General features: G+C 73.4%; 23 protein-coding genes. 16 read left to right on the forward strand and 7 right to left on the reverse strand.

Features of this window, described 5'->3' with window-relative positions:
* The first annotated feature begins 201 nt into the window (after positions 1-201).
* A complete protein-coding gene (locus VFZ92_RS27370; RefSeq protein ID WP_330878916.1) occupies positions 202-2106 on the forward strand; it encodes a BTAD domain-containing putative transcriptional regulator in 1905 nt (634 codons plus the stop codon).
* A 29-nt stretch (positions 2107-2135) separates the two neighbouring features.
* Here VFZ92_RS27370 and VFZ92_RS27375 read toward each other — a convergent pair whose 3' ends face one another.
* Genes VFZ92_RS27375 through VFZ92_RS27400 form a run of 6 tightly spaced genes read right to left on the reverse strand, consistent with a single transcriptional unit; the run spans position 2136 to position 7742 of the window.
* Positions 2136-2945, reverse strand: a complete 810-nt coding sequence (locus tag VFZ92_RS27375) for an ABC transporter permease (protein ID WP_330878917.1) — start codon at positions 2943-2945, stop codon at positions 2136-2138.
* Positions 2946-2952: 7 nt separating this feature from the next.
* Positions 2953-3723 (reverse strand): ABC transporter permease, encoded by a 771-nt coding sequence (locus tag VFZ92_RS27380; protein WP_330878918.1) that lies wholly within the window; start codon positions 3721-3723, stop codon positions 2953-2955.
* A complete protein-coding gene (locus VFZ92_RS27385; RefSeq protein ID WP_330878919.1) occupies positions 3723-4673 on the reverse strand; it encodes an ABC transporter ATP-binding protein in 951 nt (316 codons plus the stop codon). The genes VFZ92_RS27380 and VFZ92_RS27385 overlap by 1 nt, the downstream gene beginning before the upstream one ends.
* Complete coding sequence (locus VFZ92_RS27390) at positions 4670-5761, reverse strand: hypothetical protein (protein WP_330878920.1); 1092 nt, start codon at positions 5759-5761, stop codon at positions 4670-4672. Before VFZ92_RS27390 ends, VFZ92_RS27385 begins: the two co-directional genes overlap by 4 nt.
* Positions 5758-6558, reverse strand: a complete 801-nt coding sequence (locus VFZ92_RS27395) for a hypothetical protein (protein ID WP_330878921.1) — start codon at positions 6556-6558, stop codon at positions 5758-5760. The genes VFZ92_RS27390 and VFZ92_RS27395 overlap by 4 nt, the downstream gene beginning before the upstream one ends.
* Positions 6555-7742, reverse strand: a complete 1188-nt coding sequence (locus tag VFZ92_RS27400; protein WP_330878922.1) for a pitrilysin family protein — start codon at positions 7740-7742, stop codon at positions 6555-6557. The genes VFZ92_RS27395 and VFZ92_RS27400 overlap by 4 nt, the downstream gene beginning before the upstream one ends.
* A 505-nt stretch (positions 7743-8247) precedes the next feature.
* On the opposite strand from VFZ92_RS27400, the gene truD reads away from it, so the two are divergent.
* From truD to VFZ92_RS27445, 9 genes are all read left to right on the forward strand, one after another.
* The gene (gene truD, locus VFZ92_RS27405) at positions 8248-9456 is read left to right on the forward strand and encodes a tRNA pseudouridine(13) synthase TruD (RefSeq protein WP_330878923.1); all 1209 of its coding nucleotides are present in this window, start codon (positions 8248-8250) and stop codon (positions 9454-9456) included.
* A complete protein-coding gene (locus VFZ92_RS27410) occupies positions 9453-10457 on the forward strand; it encodes a hypothetical protein (protein WP_330878924.1) in 1005 nt (334 codons plus the stop codon). The genes truD and VFZ92_RS27410 overlap by 4 nt, the downstream gene beginning before the upstream one ends.
* Entirely contained in the window at positions 10454-12148 is a 1695-nt protein-coding gene (locus VFZ92_RS27415; RefSeq protein WP_330878925.1) for a B12-binding domain-containing radical SAM protein, read from the forward strand. Before VFZ92_RS27410 ends, VFZ92_RS27415 begins: the two co-directional genes overlap by 4 nt.
* A complete protein-coding gene (locus VFZ92_RS27420) occupies positions 12148-13023 on the forward strand; it encodes a radical SAM/SPASM domain-containing protein (RefSeq protein WP_330878927.1) in 876 nt (291 codons plus the stop codon). The genes VFZ92_RS27415 and VFZ92_RS27420 overlap by 1 nt, the downstream gene beginning before the upstream one ends.
* Complete coding sequence (locus VFZ92_RS27425) at positions 13020-13664, forward strand: hypothetical protein (protein WP_330878928.1); 645 nt, start codon at positions 13020-13022, stop codon at positions 13662-13664. Before VFZ92_RS27420 ends, VFZ92_RS27425 begins: the two co-directional genes overlap by 4 nt.
* Entirely contained in the window at positions 13665-14309 is a 645-nt protein-coding gene (locus VFZ92_RS27430; protein ID WP_330878929.1) for a hypothetical protein, read from the forward strand.
* Positions 14310-14395: 86 nt separating this feature from the next.
* Positions 14396-15763 (forward strand): glycosyltransferase, encoded by a 1368-nt coding sequence (locus VFZ92_RS27435; RefSeq protein WP_330878930.1) that lies wholly within the window; start codon positions 14396-14398, stop codon positions 15761-15763.
* Positions 15760-16698 (forward strand): hypothetical protein, encoded by a 939-nt coding sequence (locus VFZ92_RS27440; protein WP_330878931.1) that lies wholly within the window; start codon positions 15760-15762, stop codon positions 16696-16698. The genes VFZ92_RS27435 and VFZ92_RS27440 overlap by 4 nt, the downstream gene beginning before the upstream one ends.
* Position 16699: 1 nt before the next feature.
* Complete coding sequence (locus VFZ92_RS27445) at positions 16700-17356, forward strand: class I SAM-dependent methyltransferase (protein ID WP_330878932.1); 657 nt, start codon at positions 16700-16702, stop codon at positions 17354-17356.
* Positions 17357-17366: 10 nt separating this feature from the next.
* Here VFZ92_RS27445 and VFZ92_RS27450 read toward each other — a convergent pair whose 3' ends face one another.
* Positions 17367-18365, reverse strand: a complete 999-nt coding sequence (locus VFZ92_RS27450; RefSeq protein ID WP_330878933.1) for a GDSL-type esterase/lipase family protein — start codon at positions 18363-18365, stop codon at positions 17367-17369.
* 277 nt (positions 18366-18642) lie between these two features.
* Here VFZ92_RS27450 and VFZ92_RS27455 point away from each other — a divergent pair, with 277 nt between their 5' ends.
* The 6 genes from VFZ92_RS27455 to VFZ92_RS27480 all read left to right on the forward strand — a co-directional run bounded on the left by VFZ92_RS27455 (position 18643) and on the right by VFZ92_RS27480 (position 24728).
* Entirely contained in the window at positions 18643-19488 is an 846-nt protein-coding gene (locus VFZ92_RS27455) for a class I SAM-dependent methyltransferase (RefSeq protein ID WP_330878934.1), read from the forward strand.
* Complete coding sequence (locus VFZ92_RS27460) at positions 19485-20174, forward strand: PIG-L deacetylase family protein (protein WP_330878935.1); 690 nt, start codon at positions 19485-19487, stop codon at positions 20172-20174. The genes VFZ92_RS27455 and VFZ92_RS27460 overlap by 4 nt, the downstream gene beginning before the upstream one ends.
* Before the next feature lie 73 nt (positions 20175-20247).
* Positions 20248-21513 (forward strand): nucleotide sugar dehydrogenase, encoded by a 1266-nt coding sequence (locus tag VFZ92_RS27465; RefSeq protein WP_330878936.1) that lies wholly within the window; start codon positions 20248-20250, stop codon positions 21511-21513.
* Positions 21510-22952 (forward strand): glycosyltransferase, encoded by a 1443-nt coding sequence (locus tag VFZ92_RS27470; RefSeq protein ID WP_330878937.1) that lies wholly within the window; start codon positions 21510-21512, stop codon positions 22950-22952. The genes VFZ92_RS27465 and VFZ92_RS27470 overlap by 4 nt, the downstream gene beginning before the upstream one ends.
* Complete coding sequence (locus VFZ92_RS27475) at positions 22937-23917, forward strand: NAD-dependent epimerase/dehydratase family protein (protein WP_330878938.1); 981 nt, start codon at positions 22937-22939, stop codon at positions 23915-23917. The genes VFZ92_RS27470 and VFZ92_RS27475 overlap by 16 nt, the downstream gene beginning before the upstream one ends.
* Positions 23910-24728 (forward strand): phytanoyl-CoA dioxygenase family protein, encoded by an 819-nt coding sequence (locus VFZ92_RS27480; RefSeq protein WP_330878939.1) that lies wholly within the window; start codon positions 23910-23912, stop codon positions 24726-24728. Before VFZ92_RS27475 ends, VFZ92_RS27480 begins: the two co-directional genes overlap by 8 nt.
* Positions 24729-24748: the final 20 nt, after the last annotated feature.

Raw genomic sequence — 24748 nt, forward strand, 5'->3', positions numbered from 1 at the left:
CCTGCCTATGCTCTTCGCAAGGCGAACGAGCACGGGAATCCCCAGCTGACGGCGTTTCGCCGCCCACCGTCCGACGCACTCCAGCGGTCATGGACGAACGACGCGCTCCGGTCTCCCGGTACGGCGCGATTCACCGACATCCGAGGGCCCACGTCCGCCGCGACGGCGGGCTCCGGAGTGGAATGCAGTCGAAAGAGGATCATGAGCGACATCCAGCGTTTCGTCGGACGACAGGAGCACGGCGGCGATCCGGACCGGCGCGGGGCCGACCCGCTGCGGTTCACCGTCCTCGGACCGGTGCGAGCGGTGCGCGGTGGCAGGACGCTCCCCACCGGTTCCCCGCAGCAGCAGGCGTTCCTGGCGGCGCTGCTCCTCCACTCCGGACGCGCGAGCGGGCTGTCCGAACTGGTGCACGCGCTGTGGGGCGAGAACCCGCCCGACGCCGCGGTCTCCACGGTGCGCACCCACGCGTGGCGCTGGCGCACGCTGCTGGAGCGCGGCGGCGGAGCGCCCAGCGTCCTGGTGTCGGTCGGTGACGGCTACCGCCTGGTCGTCCCGGAACTGGGACTGGACCTGGACTTCGCCGAGAACCTCGCGCACCGCGCCAGGCTGGCCGCCGCCGACGGCGGGCTGGAGCTCGCGGACGGCCTGCTGGCCGACGCCCTCGCGCTGTGGCAGGGCAACCCGCTGTCCGGCCTGCCCGGCCCGTTCGCCGAGCAGCAGAGGATCCGCCTCGGTGAACTCCGGCTGGCGTGGACCGAGGAGCGGCTCCGCATCGCGCTCGCGCTGGGGCACCACGCGCTCGTGCTGCCCGAGTTGACCCTGCTGGCCGCGGAGCAGCCGTCGCGCGAGCACGTCCACGAGCTGCTCATGCGGGCGTTGCACGCGGCAGGCCGCCAGACCGAGGCGCTGGCCGTGTTCAGCCGCCTGCGCCACGCACTGGTGGAGGAGCAGGGCATCGAGCCGGGGCAGGCCCTGAAGTCGCTGCACCACAGGATCCTGGCAGGCGGGACACCCGACCCGCAGTCGAGCGCCTGGCGGCCGGGGCGGGCGGCCGGAGTGCCGGGGATCGTGCGCGCGGGCGCGGTCCCGGTACCCAGGCAGCTGCCCCCTGGGACCGTGGACTTCACCGGTCGGCACGAGGAGATCGCCACGGTGGTGCGCGGTCTCACCGCGCCCGCGCGCCGCTCGCCCGCGGTCGTCGCGATCACCGGCGCCATCGGGGTGGGGAAGTCCGCGCTGGCCCTCCAGGCCGCGCACCGGCTCCACGACGCCTTCCCGGACGGCGAGCTGTACGCCGACCTCGGCTCCGACGACGCGGGGTCGACCACCGCCGGGGTGCTCGAAGGGTTCCTGCGCGCGCTGGGGCTGCCCGCCGACGCGGTGCCGGAACGGGTGTCCGAGCGGTCGAAGATGGTCAACACCGTGCTCGACGGGCGGAAGGTGCTCGTCGTCCTCGACAACGTGCGCGTCGCGGAGCAGGTCCGGTCCCTCGTGCCGGGGTCGGCGGGGTGCGGGGTGCTGATCACCGGCTGGGCGCCCCCGTTCGGGGTCTCGACCACCGAACGGGTCTGCCTCGGGGTCTTCACCGCCGACGAGGCGCTGGCGCTGCTCGGCGCGGTGGTGGGCCCGGACCGGGTCGCCGCCGACCGACCGGGTGCGCTCGCCCTGGTCGAGGCGTGCGGGCTGCTGCCGCTGGCGGTGCGGTCCGCGGGGGCGCACCTGGCCGCCAGGCCGGGCTGGAGCTTCGACGTGCTCACCGCTCGGCTGGTGAGCGATCCCGCGGGCACCACCAGGTTGGGCTCCGGCGACCGGTCCATGCTCACCGCGCTGCGCGCGATCGAGGGCCAGCTCACCGACGACCAGCACCACGCCTTCCTGGCGCTCGCCTCGGAAGGGCCCGAATTCGGTCTGCGCGCGGCGAGTTCGGTGCTGGGCGTCGCCGAGCAGGAGGCGGAGGACCTGGTGGAGTCGCTGGTGGACGTGGCCGTGCTGGAGTCGCCCGCACCGGGCCAGTACCGCTACTCGCACCTGCTGTGGTCCTTCGCCCGCTACTACGCGCGCTTCCACTACGAGCGGCCGGACCCGACGTCCCGGATAGCGTGACGCCGGGACGACCGTTCCGCGGGCCGGGCTCAGGAGTAGACCACCGATCCGGTGCGGCGGGCGCGGGCGGCGGTGAGCCGGAAGACCGCGAGCGCGAGCGCCAGCCAGCACGCGCCCGCGACCGCGGCGGGCAGCGCGCGGGACAGCACGGTGCCGAGCGGCTCCGCGTCGGCCACGGCGCGAACGGCCCGGAGGCCGTGGGTCAGCGGCAGGCACTCGGCGGCCAGCTGGACGGCGCCCGGCCAGTACGACACCGGCACCTGCACCCCGCAGACGGCCATCATCACCAGGTAGGCGGCGTTGGAGGTGATGTTGCGCAGGCCCGTGGTACCCAGGACGGCCGCGGCCAGCACGAGCCCGAACGCGTAGGTGCTGAACGCGGTCAGCAGCACCAGCGGGACCACCGTGAGGAACTGCCCCACCGTCCAGTGCACCCCGAACAGCGGGGCCAGCACCAGCAGCGAGACCAGGGAGGTGCCGGACCCGCTGATCGTCCACTGGAGGCTTCGGCCGACGAACACCAGCCCCAGTTCGGCGGGGGCGGCCACGAGCAGCGGCAGGGTGCCCGCGCGCCGCTCCCACGTCGTGGAGGCCACCACCATCATGACCTCGATGACGCAGGTCATCAGCGAGTTGCCGATCACGAGGTACCTGGTGTGCTCCGCCGACCCGATCAGGTGGCCGACCACGGTGAAGAACGCGACCTGCGCGAGCATCCGGCCGAGCCAGCCGACGGTCCAGCTGGTCGGGGTGTAGGTGGCCCTCAGGTCCGCCAGGGCGTTGAGGGAGGCGTGGCGGACGACCGCCAGCGGACGGGGTTCGGCGAGCAGTTCGGTCATCGGGCCCTCACGTGTGGGAGAGGTTGCCGAGTTCGCGCGCGCGGCGCACGAAGCGGCGGGTCAGGGCGGCGCCGAGCAGGTAGCCCGCCACCCCGAGCAGGGCGACCGCGCCCAGCTCCGGCAGCACGTTGCCCGTCGGCGCCGGGTCGAGCGAGGTGCGCAGCAGGTCGCCGCTCCAGGACAGGAAGACCAGGCGCGACAGCGGCTGGACCCAGTCGGGCAGGAACGAGATCGGCACCATCACCCCGGACAGCAGGTAGATCGGGTAGCTCAGGGTGTTCTGCACGGTGCGCGCGGACGGGGTGAGCACGAAGACCGCCGACAGCGAGGTGGCGGTGCCCGCCATCGCCAGCGCCGACAGGAGCATGCCCGCCCCGAACACCAGCGGGTGCGCGACGTCCAGCACGATCCCGAACAGCCCGGCGGCGACCAGCCAGGACTCGGCGAAGGTCAGCAGGCCGAGCACGGTGACGGTCGTGATCCGGGCGGTCACCAGGAGGGGGAAGGACACCGGGGTGGCCACCAGCCCCTCCAGCGTGCCCCAGGAGCGCTCGTTGCCGATCAGGTCGCCCGCCAGGAACAGGGCGACGGCCCACAGCGACATCAGGCACGGCGCCAGCACGGCGTGGGTCGCCAGGTCCGTGCGGCCCGCGAACTGGCTCAGCGCCAGGAAGACGACGGTGAACAGCGGTGCGGTGACGAAGACGCTCAGCGTGTCCGGTGTCCGCCAGGCCAGGGCGGCCTGGAACCGGAACGCGGCGAGCACCGTGCGCGGCATCAGCCCACCACCATCCCTCGTCCGCCGACCAGGCGCAGGTAGACCTCTTCGAGGCTGGGGCGGCCGGTGCGCAGCGAGGTGGCACCGGCCGCCACGAGCAGGCCCAGCACCTCGGCGGTCGCGGCGCCGTTCTCGGTCTCGATCAGCGTGCTGATCCCGGTGGTGGACGTCGAGATCACGCCCGGCACCGCCCTGACGGCGTCGACGAGGCCCTCGGGCATCGCGTCGACCTCGATCCGCTCGTAGTGGGAGATCAGCCGACCGATGGTGGCGGGCTCGCCGGAGGCCAGCACCCCGCCGCGGTCGATCAGGGTGACGCGGTCGCACACGGCCTCGGCCTCCACCATGTCGTGCGTGGTGAGCAGGACCGTGCGGCCGTCGGCCCGCAGACCGGCGACCAGGTCGCGGAACTCGTGCGCCGCCACCGGGTCCATGCCGGAGGTGGGTTCGTCCAGGATGAGCACCCTGGGGTCGGCGACCAGCCCGCGGGCCAGGTGCAGGCGCTGCTTCATGCCCCTGGAGTAGGTGTCCACCCGGTGGTCGGCGCGGTCCGTCAGACCGACCCGGTCGAGCAGCCGGTCGACGCGACTGCCGAGCCCCCTGCCGCTCAACCCGTACATCGCGGCCCAGAACCTGAGGTTCTGCCGGGCGTTCAGCCGCCCGTAGAGCCCTTTGTCACCACCGAACACGATGCCGATCGACCGCTTGACCGCCGCCGTCGCGGTCACGACGTCGTGGCCCAGCACGGACGCGGTGCCCGCCGTGGGCAGCAGGACGGTGGACAGGACGCGGCACAGCGTCGTCTTGCCCGCGCCGTTGGGACCGAGCAGCCCGTGGACCGTGCCCTCGGGCACCGCCAGGTCGACCTCCCGCAGCGCGCGCACCGGTGGCGCGCCCTTGCGCTTGCCGGGGAACGTCCTGGTGAGTCCCCTGATCTCCACCGCGTTCACGACGGGCTCCCTTCGACGGCACCGGGGCGGTGCGGCCGGTCCAGTTCCCGCAGCGCCGATTCGTGCAGCAGCGGGTCGACGAGTCCGGACCCCACGAGGAGGTAGTCCCCGAAGGGCGTGGCGGCGAGGTGCGCGTCGCCTGCGCGGCGCACGGCGACCACCTCCCGCTCAGGCCTGCGTTCCACGCGCAGCGGCATCCCGTACACCGGCACGCCCGCGGCGATCCTGCGGGGGACGTCCGTCCCCGGCCCGGTCCCGTGCGCCGCGCGGGTCTCCAGTTCCCGCTCGGCGTGCGGGGCGAGCGATCCCGCCAGCGGGGCGAGCGCGCGCAGGTCCACGACGGACGCCGCGCGCGACACCAGCTCCGCCAGCTCCGGCGCCACCCGGTGGCGCGCCGCGGCGTCCACGACGGACGCCAGGTCGTCGGGGGCGTCGTCGTCGAGCACCACCAGGTCGAGCACGTCCTTGGCGGTGAACGCGCGCTGGAACCGCTCCTCGGTCACCGACAGCAGGTCGGCCAGCCACGGGTCCGGGGGCAGCGGTGCCCGTACCGGCACCGCCGCCTGGTCGCCGGGGAAGGCCATGGTGCTGATGTCGACCCTGATGTCCCTGTCCAGCACGGCGTCGGCCGCGGGCCAGGTCAGCGAGGCGACCACGTGCCGGTCCGGGCCCCCGCCCAGCAGGGACACGCTCACCTCGGGCGTGGTGGGCGCGAGGGCGTCGACCAGCCGCGCCACCCGCCACAGCGCGACCTCGTCGGGCACGACCAGGTCCAGGTCGCCCGCCGGCCGCAGGATCCCGCTCGGGTAGCGGCGCGCCAGCGCGGGCCCCTTCATGACGTCGACCCGGACCTCGGAGGAGACGTGCTCCACCACGGCCGCGTAGTCGGCCGCCCGGCCGCGCGCCCTGCGCAGCTCGTCCGCCGAGCCGCTGCCCAGCCGGACGCCCTCCTGCTCGAAGACCGAGAGCACCAGGTGCGGCAGGGTGAACGCGGTCGAGCGGGCCTTGCGCAGCAGCGCGCGCAGGCTCTCGTGCTCCTCCACCTCCAGGGTCCGGTAGAGCAGCGGGATGTCGAACCGGGTGCTCATGGCGCGGTGCCTCCGTCTCCGAGCGGACAGCGGTAGAAGCTGTGCCAGGTCCGCCAACCGCGGCGGAACAGCGAGCCCAGCACGCGGTCGCCCGCCTCCGGCGTGGCCACGACGTGGCCGACCAGGGGGCGGCCCTCCTGCCGGGCGTAGGCGGCGCACACCGCGACCAGCGCGGAGACGAGCGCGCGGACGTCGTGCTCCGGTTCGACGAGCGCGTCCAGCAGTTCGACGAACCCGACTCCCCTGACCTCGTCGACGGCGTCGGTGAGCAGGGTGGCGTGACCGATCGGGTCGGCCTCCGGGCTCGGGCCCACGACGTACGTGCGCCGCGCCGGGTGCGCCATGGTCGCGGCCGCGGCCTCCGCGGCGCCGTCACCGGGACCGCCGAGTTGGTGCTGCGCCAGGGTGAACGCCCGCTCCAGCCAGTCCCGGACGAACGCCCGGTCCTCCTGCCGCTCCAGCCGCACGTCGGCGGTCGGCGGCCCGACCGGGCCCTCGTAGCCGACGTAGACCAGTTCCCTGGTCCACCCGCTGCCCGCGAGCAGGTCGCCGGGTGTGGTGGCGTCCACCCGCACCAGCGCGGAATCGTTGCCGGGGAAGGCCTCCGCCAGCGCGGCGCGCAGCCGGTCCCGTGCGGCCGCGGTGCCCACCAGGCCCCCGTCGCAGTACTCGACGAGGACCCGCCGCCGCCTGCTGACCGGGTCGACGTACTCGCCCGCGACGTAGGGCACCCCGTCCAGTTCGGCCAGCAGCCCGGCCGAGGTCGCCGCCTCCAGGTACGCCGCCGCCGCTGTCACGACGCCACCGACACGCACAGGTCGGCGAGCACGCGCCGGGCGGCCAGCACGACCTGCGCACCGGTCACCTCGCGCAACGCGGCCAGCTCCTGGTCCACGGACCACTCGACGGTGCCCGCCAGCGTCCGCTGCGCGATCAGCCTGGCGTACTCGGCGGGCACCTCGCTCCCCCGCACCAGGTGCATCTCGGCCTTCCGGCGCGCGGCGGCCAGGTCCTCGTCGGACGGACCACCGCTCGCCAACTCCTCCAGCGTGGCCGTGATCACCTCGACCAGGGCCTCGCCGTTGCCGACGTCGACGCCCGCCAGCACCCGCCAGGCACCGGCCTCGGTGTAGGCGCGCGACCACGACTGGAACGCGTAGGCCAGCCCTCCGTCGTTGCGCAGCCTGCGGTAGAGCAGCGACGCGGGGCTGGAGCCCATCAGGTTGGACAGCAGGACGTAGGCCAGCCGGTCGGGGTCGGTGGCGCTCGGGCCGCGGCCCCCGACGCACGTCCAGGCGAACCCGTCGGGCCAGCGGGGCGCGGGGCGGGTTCGCGGAGGCGGGCTGATCGGGACGCTGCCACCACGCCCCGACCGCCGGGCCGGAGAGCGGTGGAGCCCGGTCGCGCCGGGCAGGTCCGGCCCGACGACGACCAGCGCCATCGGACTGGTCAGGAAGACGTCGCGGTGGTGGTCGAGCACGTCGTCGAGCGACGTCGCCCCGACCTCCTCGGCCGTGCCGCCCACCGGCCTGCCCAGGGGGTGGGAGCCGAACACGTCGGCGAGGAAGGTGTCCTGGACGACGTCGCTGGGGTCGGCCGCCGCGGCGGCCAGTTCCTGGAGGACGACGGCGCGTTCCCGGTCGAGCACGGCGGCGTCCAGCCGCGGCTCCAGCACGGCCCCGCGCAGCAGGCGGGTCACGTCCGCGGCGTCGGAGGCGTGCACCTGGGCGGTGAACAGCATCAGTTCGAGGCCGGTCTCGGCGTTGGCGTCGCCGCCGAGGCGCTCGACGTGTTCGCACAGCGACGTGGGCCCCACGACCGGTGCCGACATCAGCAGGTGCTCCAACAGGTGCGCGAGACCACCGCGGTGGGCCGGGTCGTTCCTCGCGCCGTACGCCACCGCGAGGCACAGGCTCGTCGTCCGCAGCCTCTCGTCGACGTGGCCGAGCACGGGAACCTGTCCGGGGGCCTGGTCGGCCATGGTCGTCCTTTCCGTATCGGGCTGGCCCACGCCGTGGACCCCGACCCCTGGTCGCGGTCCACGGCGGCACTGCGCGATCCGCCGGGGATCACGGTGTCCGTCAGCTGTTCTTCACCTTGACCTTGTCCAGGCGGGGACGCAGGTTCGCGGCGTGACGACGCATTCTCTTCACCTCCAGACCAGGAGAGCAGGGAATCGGGCACGACAATTGCGAAGTAATGCGGAGCGCATGATCGCCGTACTCGACTTCGACTTGTCCGAAGCTAGCAGCGCCCCCGAACCCGAGCAACCCCGAACCCGCCGAAAAACAGATCCAGACTATTTGAGACGGCCTAAGAACGGCCGGGACCACGTCAAATATTTGACGACCATCTTTTGCAGATCCTCCGGTTAGCCACACGGGTCGGCGAATCCCTACCGTGGCCCTCGTCGGCTCGAACGTCCCGCCACACGACGTCGACCTGCGACGACATCAGGGCCTGACCAGCAGCCAAGGAGGAATCGGGTGTCGATATCAACAAGCGCGGACGCTGGGACCGTCGGCGGCCCCGGTCGGACCGGAGGCCACGGGCTGCCCCACGAGGAAATATCGCCACCATTCGACCACCTCGCTCCGGCGACGCCCACGACGAATGCTTTCGACGTCGTCCTCAAGCGCCGACCGGAAGACTTCATCGTCGTCGAGAACCTCATCCCTCCGGTCACCCAGGAAAGCGGAGCCGCCGTCCGACTGGCCCGGTTGAACAAACTCGGTTACACCACCTTCGAGGCGGTGTCCGCCATCGGTGAATTCTTCGAGGTCCCCCGCGCGGACGTCGGTTACGCCGGGCTCAAGGACGAGGACGGGATCACCGAGCAGCTCGTCAGCCTGCCACCGGGCCTGGACGCGAGCCGGTTCGCCGAGTTCACCGCCTTCCACGGCGGAACCACGCGGTACATGCGCCTGTCGGACGCCGGGCACGGCCGGGAACCGCTGCGGATCGGCCGCCTCAACGGCAACGGCTTCCGCCTCGTCGTGCGACGACTGGCGCCGGAGCTCGCGGAGGTGCTGCGGTCCGGCGCCCGCGAGCACACCCTGTTCTTCGTCAACTACTACGACACGCAGCGCTTCGGCGTGCCCGGCGGTCCGAAGAGGACTCACCTGATCGGCCGGGCGCTGCTCGACGGCGACCACGCCGCGGCGTTCGACCTCCTCCTCCGGTCCGGTGCGGCGGAGGCGGTGGCCGCGGCCGGGTTCTCCGGCCCGCCCGAGGCGTTCTTCTCCGCCCTCGATCCCCGGACGGTGTCGTTCTACCTGTGCTCGCACTCCTCCGGCGCGTGGAACGAGGAGGTGCGCCGCACCCTGGCCCGCGTGGCAGCGCGCGAACCGCTCGCCGTGCTCAGGGACGGCATCCCCTACGCCTTCGCGACCTCGACCCCGGACGTGCTGGCCCTGCTGCGGACCGCCGCGGACCTCCCGTACGACAAGTACCGGTGGGAGGACGGGGAGATGCGTCGCTCCACGTCCGTGCGGCCCACCGTCGTGCAGGCGCGGATCACCGTCGACGGTGTCGTGCCCGACGAGTTCTTCCCCGGCCGCTCCGCCTGCGAACTGTCGTTCTTCCTGCCCTCCGGCTGCTACGCCACCACCGCCGTGAGCCAGTTCCTCACGCTGCTGTCCCACGACGCGCCCGCGGCCCGCGGCGGCGCGAACCGGAAGGTCGAGAGCCCATGACCACCACCGTCGACCCGCACACCTTCCGCGTGCGCTGGTGCGGCCAGGAACTGACCGTCTCGGGAGCCGACCCGGCGCTGTGGCTCGGGCTGGACGGCGGTCGCGACCCGATCCGGCTGGACCGCTTCCGGGTCGAGGCCGTCGGGGCGGGTGCCGCGGGCACCGAACCGGCGGTCCGGCACGTGCCGGACGGCGAGCCGCACATCACCAGGGCGGGAGACCAGGTCGTCGTGCACGGCCCGGCGGACTTCTGGCTGCGCAACGAGCGCATCGGCTGCGTCGTCGTGCAAGCCTGGGACCGCAACTTCCTGCGCGCGGGCAGGATCGTCGTGCACGGGGCCGTCGTCGACCTCGACGGCGAGGGCGTGCTGCTGACCGGCCCCAGCGACTCCGGCAAGACCAGCGTCGCCCTGGAGCTGTGCACCGCGCACGGCGGCAGGATGATGGCCAACGACCACGCCGTCGTGGACCTCACGGGCCCGCGACCCGTCGTGCTGCCGGGCGAGGACAACACGTTCGCGTTCCGCAGCCAGGCCATGTGGCTGTCCGACCGGGAGCTCTACCGGGAGCTCTACGGCGAGCCGGACGACCTGCGACCGCACGAGCGCCGCCGCACCAGGCCCGAGGAGCTGGGCATCGAGGTCGGCACCTCGGCGGTGCCGCTGCGGCGGATCTACTTCGTCGGCGTCGGCACGACGGTGCACCCCGTCCGCTACCCGAGCCCGCGCACGCGCTCCTGGATCCGGCTCTACGCCGACATCACCGGCCGCGTGCGGGCCTCCACCATGCTGCTGTTCGACGACGACGGCCGGATCGGTCCGGCGCTGCCCGACCTCGCCGACCCGACCACGACGGTGGCGGTGGCGCGGCGGCTGAGCCCCGTGCTCGACTCCGGCATCGTCCACGACCTGCGCGGCACACCGGAGTGGTGCGCGCGGGCCGTGGTCGACGACCTGCGCGCCGACCGGCACCCGCGAGCGGCGGGGAGGTCGACGACGTGAGCGTCTCCGCGCACTTCTGCTTCTACCGCAGCCTCTACTCGCAGTCCGCGGCGTCCGTCACGGTCGCGATGACCGCCGCGGCGGTCCGCGCCACCGGCCGCTCCGCGACGCTGACCCTGCTGGCCAAGGGCGAGCACCGCAACGCCTCGCAAGCGCTCGCGGACGCGCCCCCGGACGCCGTGCTGCTGGCCAAGCCGAACTTCCAGGACGCGGCCGAATCGCTGTGGCTGGTCGACGGCCTCGGCGAGGCGGCCGACTACCGGGCGGTGTTCCTGTTCGGGGTGTACGCCACCGGGAACGCCGAGGAGCTGCTGGCCCTGCTGCCCCACGTCGACGGCGTCGTGGTGGGAGAGCCGGAGGCGACCGTCCCCGGTCTGCTCGACGCGGTCGAGCGCGGCGACTGGCGCTCCGCTCCCCCGCCCGGCGTGCTGGTGCGGGGCGACGACGGGACCCCCGTGCGCGGCGACGGCCTGCCGTCGACCATCTCCCTCGACGGCGGACTGCTGCCGGTGCGCGACGTCGAGGAGGGCGAGGCGGCCAGGATGGCGAACCTGGAGGCGGGCAGGGGCTGCGTCGCGATGTGCACCTTCTGCCACGTGCCGACCATGGACATCGCCGTCGGCGCGCCCAAGCGCCGCGCGAAGGAACCCGCGGCCGTGGTGGCCGAGATCGCCGCGCTCCAGGCGATGGGCAAGCGGTACTTCGTCTTCAACGACCCGCTGTTCTGGGCAGGACCGCGCGACACCGCGCGGGTCACCGAGATCGCCGGGCTGATGCTCGAACTGGACCGCAGGCCGTACTTCATGGTCTACCTGCGCACCCGGCCGTTCCCCGACGACGACCTGCTGGCGCTGCTGGCCGAGGCCGGGCTGGTGCGGGTGTTCATCGGCGTGGAGTCCGGTTGGGCCCCGACGCTGAAGATCTACCGCAAGGGAACGGCGCAGGACGAGTACGCCGAGGCCAAGCGGAGGTTCGAGGCGCACGGGATCAGCCACCACATCGGTTTCCTCGCGTTCAACCCGTTCTCCACCCTGCCGCAGCTGCACTTCGACGTGGACTACCTCGCCGGGCACGGCCAGCTGCACCGGCTGGGCACGATCCTGGAGCGCGCCCGCCTGGTGCCCGGTACGAAGCTGCGCCGGGACACGGAGCGGGCGGGGCTGATGCGGCTGCCCCGCGACCCGCTGACCGCCGACGCCGCGTACAGCTACGTCTTCAGCGACCCGCGCGTGCACGTCGCGCACCGCTGCCTGGAACAGGCGCTGCGGCGCGACTACGGCGGCAGGCAGAAGTTCCTGGAGTACCACTTCACCAGCACCGAGTTCCTGCGCCACCTGGTGGCCAGGCAGGCGGCCGTCGAGGGGACCCCGCCGGTGCCCGCGCGGTGGTGGGACGACCTGCGGGCCATGCACGACCGGGTCAGCACCCTCGTCTCGGACTACTGCCACGCCCTGTTCGACGTGGCCGACGGCGTCGAGCCGGACGCCGCGCGGGCCGCGATCGAGGCGGGCCGCGAAGCGGTGCTCGTGGACGCGCACCGACGGGCGGGCACCAGGGCCTTCGTCCAGGACATGACCAAGCTCGAACGCCGAACCGAGGTGGCCGCCGCGGTCCTGACGCGCGACGTGGCGCGGGCAGGCTACCGGGAACCCGTGGAGTCCCTCTTCACCTCGACCGAAGGGAGGGTGTGATGCCCGCGCTGCCGGACTTCCCGCGCTTTCTGGAAGTGCAGACCGTGACCGCGTGCAACGCCGCCTGCACCGTGTGCCCGCACCCCGAGGTGGTCAACGAACTGCCCAGGGGTCGCATGAGCGACGAGCTGTTCGGCTCGATCGTGGAGCAGTGCGTGGACCACCAGGAGGGCCTGACCTTCGCGCCCTACCTCAACGGCGAGCCGCTGATCGACCGGCGGCTGGCCGAGCGGATCGCGCTCGTCAACGACAGGCTCCCCGCCGGCTCCGTGGAGGTGTCGACCAACGTGTCGATGCTGGACGACCGCAGGCGCGCGGAGCTGGCCGAGGTGCGCGTGGACGACCTGCGCCTGTCGGTGTTCGGGTTCACGCCGGAGACGCACGCCCGGCTGATGCCCGGCCTGCGGTTCGACAGGGTGTGGGCGAACATGGTGGCGCTGGCCGAGGACGACAGGTGGCGCCGGTCGGTCGGCGTCGTGGGGGTCGTGCTCCTCGACCACCCCGCGGTCACCGAGGAGGACGTCGAACTGGCCGAGAAGTACTGCGCGGACAACGGTTTCGAGCTGTACCGCTGGGGGGTGCTCGACCGCAGCCGCAACGTGGCGAGCTTCTCCAACAACACGTGGCGGGACCGGGTCGTCGGGTGCGAGCAGAACCGCCACCGGGAGCGGCTGCACGTCCGGTTCGACGGCACCGTGATCCTGTGCTGCCAGGACTGGCGCGCCGAGATCGTGGTCGGGAACCTGCGCGAGTCCTCCATCCAGGAGCTGTGGCACGGCCCGGTCTACACCGCGCTGCGCAGGCAGATCGAGGACGGCAGGCCGGGCGTGGCGCCGGAGCTGTGCAGGCGGTGCAAGCTCTCGGTGCCGGGATGACGGCGGGACTGGTGGTCGGCGTCGACGGGGTGGTCGCCAGCGGCAAGACCACTCTCGTCCGCGAGCTGACGAGCAGGCTGGGGGCGGTGCTCGTGCCGGAGTACGCGCCGCACCCCGGCGTGGGGCCCGGCGTCGCCCCGCCCGCGGACGTGCCGTCCGGCTGGCGGGTGCAGCGGCACTACCTCGTCGAGGAGGAGCGGCGGGGGCGGGCGGTGGGTCCCGGCACCACCGCCGTGCTCGACCGCACCGTGCTGTCCCAGGCCGCGCACGTGGACGCCGTGCACCGCACGGGAGGTCCGGACCTGCGGTCGCGGCTGGCGGACTGGCTGGCGCGGGGACGTGCGGTGGAACCCGATGTCGTGGTGACCCTCACCGGGGAGCGCGACGCGTCGCGGGAGCGGTGCGCCGTGCGCGAGGCGGGCCCGGACCGGCACGGCACCGCCGACCTCTACGTGGACGAGGAGTACCAGCGGGCCTTCGACGCGTTCCTCGGCCGCCTGGCGGAGCGCCTGCCGGACCGGGTCGTCGTGTTCCCGCCGTGCCCCGAGCCGCGGGCGGTGGCGGACCGCGTGCTGTCGCGGTCCGCGCGCCGCCGCCCGCCGCGCCTGGTGACGGCGCTCGTGGACGAGTTGTGGTGCTGAATGAAGACGATCGTGGAACTGCTCGGACCGCCTGCCGCCGGGAAGACGACGCTGGCCGGGGTGCTGAACGGCGGGATGTCCGTGGTCCCCGAACAGCTCAGGGCGCTGCTGCTCGAACCCGACCCGCCGCCGCCCGGCGAGGAGAGGCAGGCCGCCGTCGCCCGGCGGATCGCCGCGGAGGTGGCGGCCAGCCCCGAGGGCACCGTGCTCGTGGACGTCGGGTGGCTGTCGCTGATCTCCTTCGCCTGCGCGGAGTGGCCCGTCGAGCGGGCCCGGCGGGTGGCCGACGCGGTCGTCGACGCGGCACGCGCCGCCGGGGAGTGCCGGTACGCCGGGCTGGTGGTGCTCGACGCGGGTGACGAGGAACTGCGCGGGCGCGCCGCGGCCGACGCGCCGACCGGCCGCCGACGCGGTGCCCTGGAGGACAACCTGGCCAGGTTCCACCGGGAGGACGCGCTGCTGCGCACGGCGGAGGCGTTCCTGCCACCGGGGACGGTGCTCCGCCCCCACCAGTCCGATGTGGATGGCCGGGCCGCCGAGGTGCGGTCGTGGCTGGCCCGCGGCGGAGCGGGGGTGGACCCGTCGAGCCTCCTGCGACGGGTTGCCGGGCTGTGGACGCGGGTTACCGACACGAGCACGAGGTGATGCGGGATGAACGAGAAGTCCGGCGGTTCCCCGGCACGCGGCGGGTCACCGCGCCGCCGTCCGGTCCGGCCCGCGGGGGTGACACCGTGAAGCCCTCCGCACCGATCAGGGTGACGGCCGCGGCGGCCGTCGGGATCGGGCTCGCCGCGCGGGGACTGCTGTGGCGCTCCAGGGTGCGGCGCTCGGCGTCGGCCCCGACGTGGGTGCCGCCGCCGCGCGGGGCGGAGCCCTCCCCGGACGTCGCGGTGGTGGTCCCGGTGCTCGCCGAGCAACCGCGGCTCGACCGGCTGGTCGAGCACATGCGCGACCTGCGCGCGGCGGGCGAACCGGTGGCCCTCGTGCTCGCCTCCACGACCCGTGAGCCCGCCGTCCCCGGTCTTCCGGGGACGCCGGAGCTGTGCGACCGCTGGGCGGCCCGGTACCCCTGGATCTGCCACCACCAGGTGGACGACCCGGCGGGGATGATGGCCTCGCAGCTCAACGGCGTGCTCGACGTGTGCTCGCGGGTGCGCGAAAGCCGGTACGTCGCCATCTACAACGCGGACTCGCTGCCCGCGGCGGGCACCCTCAGCACCGCCGCGCAGATCATGGACCGCCACCCGCGCCCGGTCGTCGTCCAGCAGCACGGCCTCTACCTCCGCAACTGGCACGACCTCGGCACCGCACCGCCGTTCTCCCGCGCGGTGCTGCGGGCCGCCGCGGCCTGGCAGTGCCGCTGGAGCCTGGGCTTCGAGCGGGTGCACGCCCTGCGGTCGGCACGGGCCCGCGTCGCGCCCGCCGCCCGACGCCTGCCTGCCCCGTTCGCCTACGTCATCGGCCACGGCCTCCAGATGCGCCTGGCGGACCTGGTCGCGGCGGGCCGGTTCACCGAGCGGTTCCCGAACGAGGACGCGCACCTGTCGGTCGCGCTCGCCGCCCGCGGTGTGGCGGTGGTGCCCAACCCGCACTGGGAACTGGCCGACAGCCCGGACTCGCTGCGCGGCCTCCTGGTGCAGAAGCGGGTGTGGTTCCACGGACCGGCGGGCGCGCTGCGCTACCGGCGCGACCTGCGCGACAGCGGCGTCGCCGCGGACCGGGACCTGCGCCTGCCCGCCTACCGACTGCTCCACCACGCGATCTGCTGGGCGGGCGGGCCGCTGCTGGCGGCGGGCGCGCTGCTCGCGGCCGGGCCCGCGACGTTCGCCGGTGTGCTGGCCGGACTCGTGGTGTACCTGGTGCCCGCCAACGACCTCGCGCTGCGGCGGGCCGCGGAGCTCTCCGGCCTGCGGGTGCGGCCCGCCGAGCGGCTGGAGGCCGCGCTCGGCGCGCCGGTGGCCTACGCCCTGCACGGCGCGTCCGCCTACTGGGCCGTGGCGCTGTCCCTGCGGCACGCCCTGCTCGGCACCGCACCGGGCAAACCGCGCACACCCATGCGGTGGACGGCGGACTCGAACCCACTTGAGGAGGCTCTGTGATCGAGGTACGGCTCGAACGGGTCGGAACCGTGCTGCGGCTGCGGGTTCCCGACGAACTGGCGACCGCGGTGGCCGGGCTGCGGCACTACCGCGAACCGGACCCGGCGGCGCCCGTCACCCACGAGGTCACGGTCACCGACGCGGCCACCCCCGGCTTCCGCTACCTGGAGGACGCGACCGAGTTCGCCGCGCCGATCCACCAGGTGACCAGGGACGGCCTCCAGGTGGTGGTGGAACAGGCCTTCTGCCGCGCGTTGGACGCCGCGGGCCGGGTCGTCCTGCACACCTCGGCCGTCAGCGACTCCCGCCGGGTCTGGGCGATGTGGGGCCACAGCGGCGCGGGCAAGACCACCCTCGCGCTGGGCCTGCACCAGCGGCTCGGCTGGCCGCTGATCTCCAACGGTTCGCTCGTCGTCGGGCTCCAGGACGGCGTGCCGACCGCGATCGGCACGGTCAAGCGGCACGTGAAGCTGCGCGCCAGCTCGCTGCGCCACCGGCCCGGCGGAGCGGGAAGCGGGTCGAGCACCGGCGGCTACGAGGACAAGGTCGACGTGGACCTCGGCGAGTTCGGCGCCGACCGCGTCACCCTGCCGCTGCCGATCGAGCGGCTGATCTTCGTGCGGCTCGTGGCCGCGCTGCCGGGTGCGCTGGTGGCCGACCTCGACCCGCGCCGGATCGCAGTGCAGCTCTACGAGGACATGGTGCGCCACCTGCACGGCGGTGAGTTCTTCGTGTTCGGCGGGGACGGCCGCGTGCTGTGCCCGGTGCCGTCCGCCGCCACCGACGCGGGCCACCGCGCCAGGGTGCGACTGGTGGAGGCGTTGACCGCCCGCTCCACCGCGCTGACCGGACCGCTGGACGACTGCCTCGCCGTGCTGACCGGTGCCGGGTCGGCGCGGTCGCACCGGCCGGAGGTCGAGCGCACGGGGGCGTGAGGTGGAGACCGGGCTGGACGGGTTCGGCTGGCGGACCCTGGAGTCGGCCCGCATCCCCAGCACCCTGACGTGGGACCGCGACCTGCTCCTCTCGCTGCCCGGCGGGCGCGTGCTGGACATCGGGTGCGGACCGGCACCCGGTTCGGTGCCGACGCCGGGGGGCACCAGGATCTGCCTGGACCACAACCTGTCCGCGGTCGCGAACGCCCGCGGGTCGACGCGGTGCGACCTCGCGGTCTGCGGCGACGCCTCCGCGCTCCCCTTCGCCGCGGGCACCTTCGACGTCGTCCTGTGCAAGGCCGTGCTGACGGCGGTGGTGGACGAGGGGAGGTGCCGTTCGGTCATCTCCGAGTCCGCGAGGGTGGCCCGGCGCGGCGGAGCCGTGGTCGTGTCGGACTTCCTGATCAACGACCGCGATCCGTACTACGCCGCCCGGTACGACGCGTGCGCGGTCGGCCCCTACGGCACCTTCCTCGCCGTCGACCCCTCCGGCGGTTCCGCGGGCGACTACACCGCGCGGCACTTCGACAGGCGGTGGGTGGTCGACCAGGTCGCGATGAGCGACGCGCTGGACCTCGTCGGCTACACCGAGCAGCGGGTGCGCACGCGGTCGGGGCGGGAGTCCGTCGGGTTCACCGCCGTCGTCCACCGCAGGTGACCCCGCCCGGTCAGGTCCTCCGCCGCGGAGCCAGGTGCGGGGCCAGCCTGGTGGCCATGAGCCGGTAGCCCGCCGCGGTCGGGTGCAGCCCGTCGCCCAGCAGGTCGGCCTCGGCGGGCCCGAGGACCTCCGGACCGTGCACCAGGCTCAGCCGCGGGTCGACGTGCCGCAGCTCGTCGTGGATCCCGACCAGCTCCCCGCGCACGTCGGCCAGGGTCATCCCGGCCCCGTTCACCGCGTGCTCGCGGGCCGGGCTGGTGATCGGCGTGATCAGCACCACCGGGGTGTCCGGGTGGCCGTCCCGCACGGTGGCCAGGAACCCGGCCACAGCGGGCCGGAACGTGCGCCGGGTGAAGGACGACCTGCCGTGCACGTTCACCCCGAGGCACAGCGCGATCAGGTCGGCCGGGCCGTCCCGCACGAACCGGGCCACCACCGGGTCGAGGTGGCACTGCCCGGAGAACCCGAGGCAGCGCAGGTCCCAGTCGTGCTCCGCGGCGACGAGCGCGGGCCAGGTCTCCGACGGTCCCGCGGCGGCCGTGCACTGCGAGATCGAGCTGCCGTAGAGCACCCACCTCGGGCGGGGGTCGACCGGGACCACGGTGCTCGCGCCGAACAGCGACAGGGCTCCCAGGCGCGCGAAACCGAACTGCGGCAACCAGATCCGCACCACCTTCTCCCCCGGCGGCAGGTCTGTCCCCACCACGCCGTCGCCGTCCACCGCGCACCGGGCGTGCAGCACGCCGTCCACGACGACGTCGAACGGGGCGGGCCGCCGGACGTCCTCGGGGCTCTCCGTCCGCACCGGCCAGCTCAGCCCGGTGGCGTCCGTGCGGAACTCCACCCGCGCTCCTGCCGCCATCCGCGCCTTCTCCGCCAGCTCCGGGTCCACCGGCCACGCCGAGGCGGGCAGCCTCGACGGCACCACCCACCCGCCGTCCCGCCGGACCTCGGCCACACCCCGGACCGCTCCCACCCCGGAGCCCACGTCCACCACCAACCGGTCCACCGGACAACCCTATCCGGATTCGAGTCGTTGAGACGCGGAAAAGGGTGGGACCCGGTCGAATATTTCACGGTTACCGTTCATATATCTCGATGATTGCCATCGCGGTCGACGAATGTCTACCGTCGTCACCGTGCACGGAACGCCTTGCCGGCCGGGTTCCACTTGGACGGAATAAGACGACATCACCATCTCGCCCGTCATGACACCCAGGGCCCGGCCGGCGAGCAAGGCGCAATTCCGTGCACATCACCACCACAAGGCGAGGAGCAGATCCAGGGTGAGTCTGGAGACGAACATGTCGAACGCCTTCTACGACCCGGAATTGTATTCCCGGAAAATCGGCTACGCCCCGCGCTTCGACCGGGTCTACGCGGACAGGCTCGCGGGAGCGCCCGCCGGTTCGACCGTGATGGAACTCGGGTGCGGCACCGGCGACGTCCTGCTCCCGCTGGCCCGCAACGGGGTCCGCGCCATCGGCGTCGACAGCTCGGCGGACATGCTCGGCCACTTCGAACGCCGTCTCCGCGACGAGCCCACCGCCGTCTCCGAGCGCGTGAGGCTGATCAGGGAGACCCTCCCCGACGTGCCGCCCGCGGGCCCGGTGGACGCGGTCATCCTGCCGAACGACATCGTCTCGCACCTGGTCGACGACGCGGCCGTCGACCGGCTGTTCGCCAACGTCCGCTCCGCCCTCGGCCACGACGGCGTCCTGCTGCTGGACGTGGCCCGGTTCGACGTCGTCGAACTGGGCTCGATCGCCGCCGCACCGCACGGCCTCACCCGCCCCCACGGCTTCTTCCCCTACACGGGCGACCACCACCTCCGGGTCGAGGAGCACCTCACGTACGACAGCGCCTCGGGCGTGGCCGACAGCGTCATGCGGTACGAGGTCCTGGACGCGGACGCCGAGGTCAGGTCGGTCCGGTACCGCAAGCTCCGGCTCCGCCCCAGGCGCACGCGCGAGATCACCCTCGCCCTGCGGCTCGCGGGCTTCGAGGTCACCGACGTCGAGGACGTCGGGCACCTGCTCGGCAAGGGGCCGGGAGAGCCGGGGGACGTCCTGGTCCAGGCCCGACCGGCCCGCCGCTCCTCGACCGTCCCGCACGGGGGAGGCACCCGGTGAACGCCTACGACACCGTGCTGGTGATCTCGCCGCACGCCGACGACGAGGTGCTCGGGTGCGGTGGGCTGCTGGCCCGCCTCGCCACGGCGGGCAGCCGGGTCCACGTGCTCTACCTGTCGGTCGACGGGATGAGCCACTACGGGCTGGCGAACCCGGTCACCTTCCGGGAGAGGACCGCCGAGATCGACCGGGTCGGCAAGCTGCTCGGCTTCGAGCACACCATCGCCTACGGCGACCGGCAGCTCACCGAGCGCCTCGACACCCTGCCCCGGCGGGAACTCGTCGACCTGTTCCAGGACCACGTCGACCGGCTCCGACCCGACCTCCTGCTGCTGCCCAGCGGGGACGACTACGACCAGGACCACGTCGCGACGTTCTCCGCCGCGTTCGCCGCCGCCCGTCCCATCGGCCGCACCTTCGGCAAGTGGCTCGTGCCGCACGTCATGAGCTACGAGATGTCCAAATTGCAGTGGGCGAACAAACCGCTCGCCCTGTCCACCGCATTCATCGACATCAGCGACCACCTGGAAACGAAGCTGGCCGCGTTGCGCGAATACACCAGCCAGCACAGACCGGTTCCCCACATTCGCAGCGAGGAATCGGTGTCGGCTCTCGCCGTGCTGCGCGGCGCCGAAATAGGAGTCCGCTACGCCGAGGCGTTCGAAGTCCACCGGACCCTCCTCTAGTGCCGCGACGGCACCAGGTCCACACCTCAGTCGGCAGTCGGCCGGGCGGAGCCCGGCGGAGGGAGAACCGCACATGGAAGCGGTACGCACCGATCGCGTCGTCGTGGTCGGACTCGGCTACGTCGGCATCCGGATAGCGCACGAGGCGGTCATGGCCGGGCTGTCGGTCCACGGCTACGACACCGACCGCGAACGGGTCGACCTGCTCAACTCCGGTCGCTCCTACGTCGACGACCTGAGCGACCCCGACGTCGCCGCCATGCTGGCCCTGGGGTTCGAGGCGAGTTCCGAACCGGGGGTCCTGGCCTCGGCCACGGCCGTCGTGGTCTGCGTCCCCACCCCCCTGCGCGCCGACCGCACACCCGACCTGGCCGCCGTCCGCACCGCGGCCCGCACGATCGCGCCGTTCCTGCGCGCCGACGTGCTCGTGTCGCTGGAGTCGACGACGTACCCCGGCACCACGGAGGAGGTCTTCCGGCCGTTGCTGGAGACCGGCGGTCTCACCGCGGGCGAGGACTTCTCGCTGGTGTACTCCCCGGAGCGGATCGACCCCGGCAACCGGAGGTTCGGGCTGCGCAACACGCCCAAGATCATCGGCGGGCTCACCCCGCAGTGCGCCGAACACGCGGCGCGGGTCTACGGCAAGATCGTCGACCGCACGGTGTTCACCGCGGGGCCCCGCGAGGCGGAGATGGCCAAGCTGCTGGAGAACACCTACCGCAACGTCAACATCGCGCTGGTCAACGAGCTGGCGATGAGCTGCGAGGCGCTGGGGATCGACGTCTGGGACGTCGTCTCGGCGGCCGCCACGAAACCGTTCGGGTTCGAGAGCTTCCGGCCGGGTCCCGGCGTGGGAGGGCACTGCATCCCGGTCGACCCGCGCTACCTCTCGCACTGGGCGCGCACGTCGGGACGGCGGCTGGGCGTCGTCGAGGCCGCCGACGAGGTGAACACGGGGATGCCCGCCTACCTGGCGGGCAGGCTGGAGCGTTCGCTGCGCGAGCGCGGCCTCCCGCTCCGGGAGGCGTCGGTGCTGCTGCTGGGGGTGACCTACAAGGCGGACATCGCCGACACCCGCGAGACCCCCGCGGCCCCGCTCGTCCGGATCCTGCGGGAGCGCGGCGCCCGTCCGCACTTCCACGACCCGCACCTGTCGGAGTGGTCGGTCGACGGCGTCCCGGTGGCACCGGCCGACCTCGACGGGCAACTGTCCACCATGGACGTCGTCGTGCTGCTCCAGCCCCACGCGGCCTACGACGTCGACGACGTCTGCGCCCGGTCGCGCGCGGTGTTCGACGCGCACGGCGTCTCCAGGTCCCCGAACGCGGTGGCGCTGTGAACGGGCGGCGGACGGACGGGACCCGCGCGCTCGCCGTCTCGGTGGTCATCCCCGCGCACAACAGGTCGACCGCGCTGCGCAACGGTCTGCGCAGCCTGAGGACGCAGACCCTGGCCCGCGACGCGTTCGAGGTCGTGGTCGTCGACGACGGCTCCGAACCACCGCTGTCCGGTGAGGTCTCCGACCTCGTGGACGGCGACCACGTCCGGCTGGTCCGCCACGACTCGGCGCTCGGCGCGGGCGCCGCGCGGAACACCGGTGCGGCGGCGGCGCGCGGCGAACTGCTCGTGTTCCTCGACGTCGACTGCCTGTGCCACCCGGACCTGCTCAGCGCGCACCTCGGGGCGCAGGCGGGCGGCCCGGTCGCGGTCTGCGGCTACGCGGGCGGCCGGGAGACCACGCCCGCGGCGTGGCGGATGGCGCTGGGCGACGACTGGGACTTCGCCGACGCGGAGGCGACGTTCGCCCGTGCCGCGCGGACCCCGGCGCTGCACGACCCGCTCACGGAGCTGCTCGCCGTCCCCCGGCCCGCCGACTGGGCGTTCTTCTGGACCCTCAACGTCAGCGTGCCCAGGTCGGCCTTCGACCTCGTCGGCGGGTTCAACCGCGACTTCGAGGTGAAGGGCTGCGAGGACCTCGAACTGGGCTACCGGCTGGCGAAGGCCGGGTTCCCCACCGTGTTCGCCCCGGACGCGATCACGATCCACCAGCCGCACGAGCGCGACCGCAACGCCGAGGTCGTGCGGGACCGCCGCAACGAGCACGTCCTGGTGCGCGCGTACCCCACCGTCGAGGTGGAGGCGGTGTGCAGCTACGACATCGCGAACTCCCGCGAACTGGTCCCCGCCGTCGAGCGGTTCGCCGAGGGCCTGGTGGCGGAGACGTCGGACTGCGCCCACCTGGGACGGCTGCCCCGGCTGGTCGAGCGCATCGCGGCGAGCGGCCGGGTGCTCCTGGTGGGCGCCCCGGCGGGGTGGCCCGAGCACCTGCGCGGGCACACGACGGTGTGCTACCCGAGCGACGTCGGCCCTCAGCGGCACCTCCGGTTGCTGGGGACCCGGATCCCCGTGGAGGACGGGCACTTCGACCTCGGTGTGCTCACCGACTACTGGCGCCAGTTCCCGGAGCGCACGGTCAGCCGCGTCCTCGCCGAGATGCACCGGACCTGCCGGGACGTGCTCGTCCTGTCGGGGGTGAGCGGCACGCCGGTCGAGCGGCCCGACCAGGACCTCGCCGCGGCGCTGGCCGCCCACGACCACCCGTACTGGGAGTTCACCGTCCGGCTGCGCCGGGAGCTGCACCAGTTCGACCTGGCCGAGTGGGAGCGCGGCGGGCAGGGGACGACGGCGTTCCGCTGCGCCCCGATCGACTGGCCGACCGCCGAGCTCGGCGGGAACACCGCCGTCGCCGTGGAGGAGGGGCCGTGCGCACGCTGGTGACCGGAGGAGCGGGCTTCATCGGCTCCCACCTGACCGAACACCTGCTCCGGGCGGGTGACGAGGTCGTCGTCCTCGACGACCTGAGCACCGGCAGCCCGTCCAACCTGGCCGCCGTGGCGAACCACCCCGGTCTTCGGCTCGTCGTGGGCTCGGTGTGCGACCGGGAGGTGGTGGACCGGTGCGCGCGCGGTGCGGACCGCGTCTTCCACGCCGCCGCGTCGGTGGGCGTGCTCAAGATCCTGGAGAAGCCGCTGCACGGCCTGCGCACCAACGTGCACGGGACCGAGGTCGTGCTCGACGCCGCGCTCCGGCACGGTGCCCCGGTCCTGATCACCTCCACCAGCGAGGTCTACGGCAAGAACACCAGGACCGGCCTGCGCGAGGACGACGACCGCGTGCTGGGCTCGCCGCTCAAGAGCCGCTGGTCCTACGCGGAGGCCAAGGCGGTGGCCGAGTCGATGACCCGCGGCTACGTCACCGAGCACGGGCTGGCCGCGGTCATCGTCAGGCTGTTCAACACCGTGGGGCCGCGGCAGACGGGCCGCTACGGCATGGTGGTGCCCCGCTTCGTCGGGCAGGCGCTCACCGGACGGCCGCTGACCGTCCACGGCGACGGCCGCCAGGTCCGCTGCTTCTGCCACGTCCTCGACGTGGTCCCCGCGCTGGTGGCGCTGCTGGACGACGAGCGGGCGCACGGTGACGTGTTCAACCTCGGCGGCACCGAGCGGGTGAGCATCGGCGAGCTGGCCGAGCGCGTGATCGCGGCCACCGGCTCGACGAGCGACGTCGTCCACCTGAGCTACGAGCAGGCCTACGGCGAGGGGTTCGAGGACATGCGCCGCCGCGTCCCCGACTCCTCCAAGGCGTTGGCGCGGATCGGTTTCCGCCCCCGACGCGACCTGGACGACGTCATCGCCGACGTCGCCGACCACTGGAAGACCCGCCTGGAGGTCGAACATGCGTGACCGGACTCGGAGGACGACGGAGAGCGCGGACTTCTTCTCGACGTACGGCTTCGTCGTCCTGAGGAACCTGCTGGACGGGGAGGAGGTCGCCCGGCTGCGCGCCGAGGTGCTCGAAGCACTGTCCGCCAACTACGAACTGCCCTCCGAACAGGTGGTGGAGGCGAGCGGCACCGCGGGCTTCTACCTGCCGATGACGGGGCCGAGGACGCCCGTGAGCCGGGCGCTGCTCGCGGACCCGAGGATCATGGACGCGGCCAGGGGCTTCCTCGGCCGGGACGTGCTCCCCAAGCCCGCCAAGGGAATCCTCTACCGGGACGCGTCGAGCTGGCACGCGGACTCCTCCGACCGCGAGCTGAGGGCCGTCAAGGTCGTCGCCTACCTCGACCCGCTCGACGCCGGTACCGGCGCGCTGCGGGTGCTGCCGGGGTCGCACCACGCGGACGTCGGCGAGGCGCTGCGGGCGCACCGGGCGAACAACCCACCCGGCGCGCCCGTGCTCGACGAGGAGCTGGAGTCGGCGCTGTGGCCGGGACTGGCGCTCGACTCCACGCCCGGCGACGTCATCGCCTTCGACGTCAACCTCTGGCACGCGAGCCTGTCGGGCCGCGACCGCCTCCAGTGGAGCGCGTCCTACGCGGCCGTCCCCCGCGACGACCGGGAGACGGCCGCGGTCCGCGACTACGTCGTCTCCTTCCTCGGCGCGGGCCACGAGTACGACACCGAGCACTACCCCTACTTCGACCCGGACTGGTCGCGCCCCGACGCGCCGTCCTACGCCCGAGCCCTGACCCGGATCTGCGCTCCCGCCTGACGGGTTCGGCGCGCGAGCAG

It is taken from the genome of Umezawaea sp. (assembly GCF_036375055.1).
GTDB lineage: Bacteria > Actinomycetota > Actinomycetes > Mycobacteriales > Pseudonocardiaceae > Umezawaea.

What these genes read in the sequence shown, in the direction of transcription:
- VFZ92_RS27410 (WP_330878924.1), top strand. Translation starts at nt 9,453, where the DNA reads ATGACCACCACCGTCGACCCGCACACCTTCCGCGTGCGCTGGTGCGGC.
- VFZ92_RS27400 (WP_330878922.1), bottom strand. Translation starts at nt 7,742, where the DNA reads ATGGCCGACCAGGCCCCCGGACAGGTTCCCGTGCTCGGCCACGTCGAC.
- VFZ92_RS27390 (WP_330878920.1), bottom strand. Translation starts at nt 5,761, where the DNA reads ATGAGCACCCGGTTCGACATCCCGCTGCTCTACCGGACCCTGGAGGTG.
- VFZ92_RS27465 (WP_330878936.1), top strand. Translation starts at nt 20,248, where the DNA reads ATGGAAGCGGTACGCACCGATCGCGTCGTCGTGGTCGGACTCGGCTAC.
- VFZ92_RS27370 (WP_330878916.1), top strand. Translation starts at nt 202, where the DNA reads ATGAGCGACATCCAGCGTTTCGTCGGACGACAGGAGCACGGCGGCGAT.
- VFZ92_RS27430 (WP_330878929.1), top strand. Translation starts at nt 13,665, where the DNA reads ATGAAGACGATCGTGGAACTGCTCGGACCGCCTGCCGCCGGGAAGACG.
- VFZ92_RS27420 (WP_330878927.1), top strand. Translation starts at nt 12,148, where the DNA reads ATGCCCGCGCTGCCGGACTTCCCGCGCTTTCTGGAAGTGCAGACCGTG.
- VFZ92_RS27375 (WP_330878917.1), bottom strand. Translation starts at nt 2,945, where the DNA reads ATGACCGAACTGCTCGCCGAACCCCGTCCGCTGGCGGTCGTCCGCCAC.
- VFZ92_RS27380 (WP_330878918.1), bottom strand. Translation starts at nt 3,723, where the DNA reads ATGCCGCGCACGGTGCTCGCCGCGTTCCGGTTCCAGGCCGCCCTGGCC.
- VFZ92_RS27480 (WP_330878939.1), top strand. Translation starts at nt 23,910, where the DNA reads ATGCGTGACCGGACTCGGAGGACGACGGAGAGCGCGGACTTCTTCTCG.
- VFZ92_RS27425 (WP_330878928.1), top strand. Translation starts at nt 13,020, where the DNA reads ATGACGGCGGGACTGGTGGTCGGCGTCGACGGGGTGGTCGCCAGCGGC.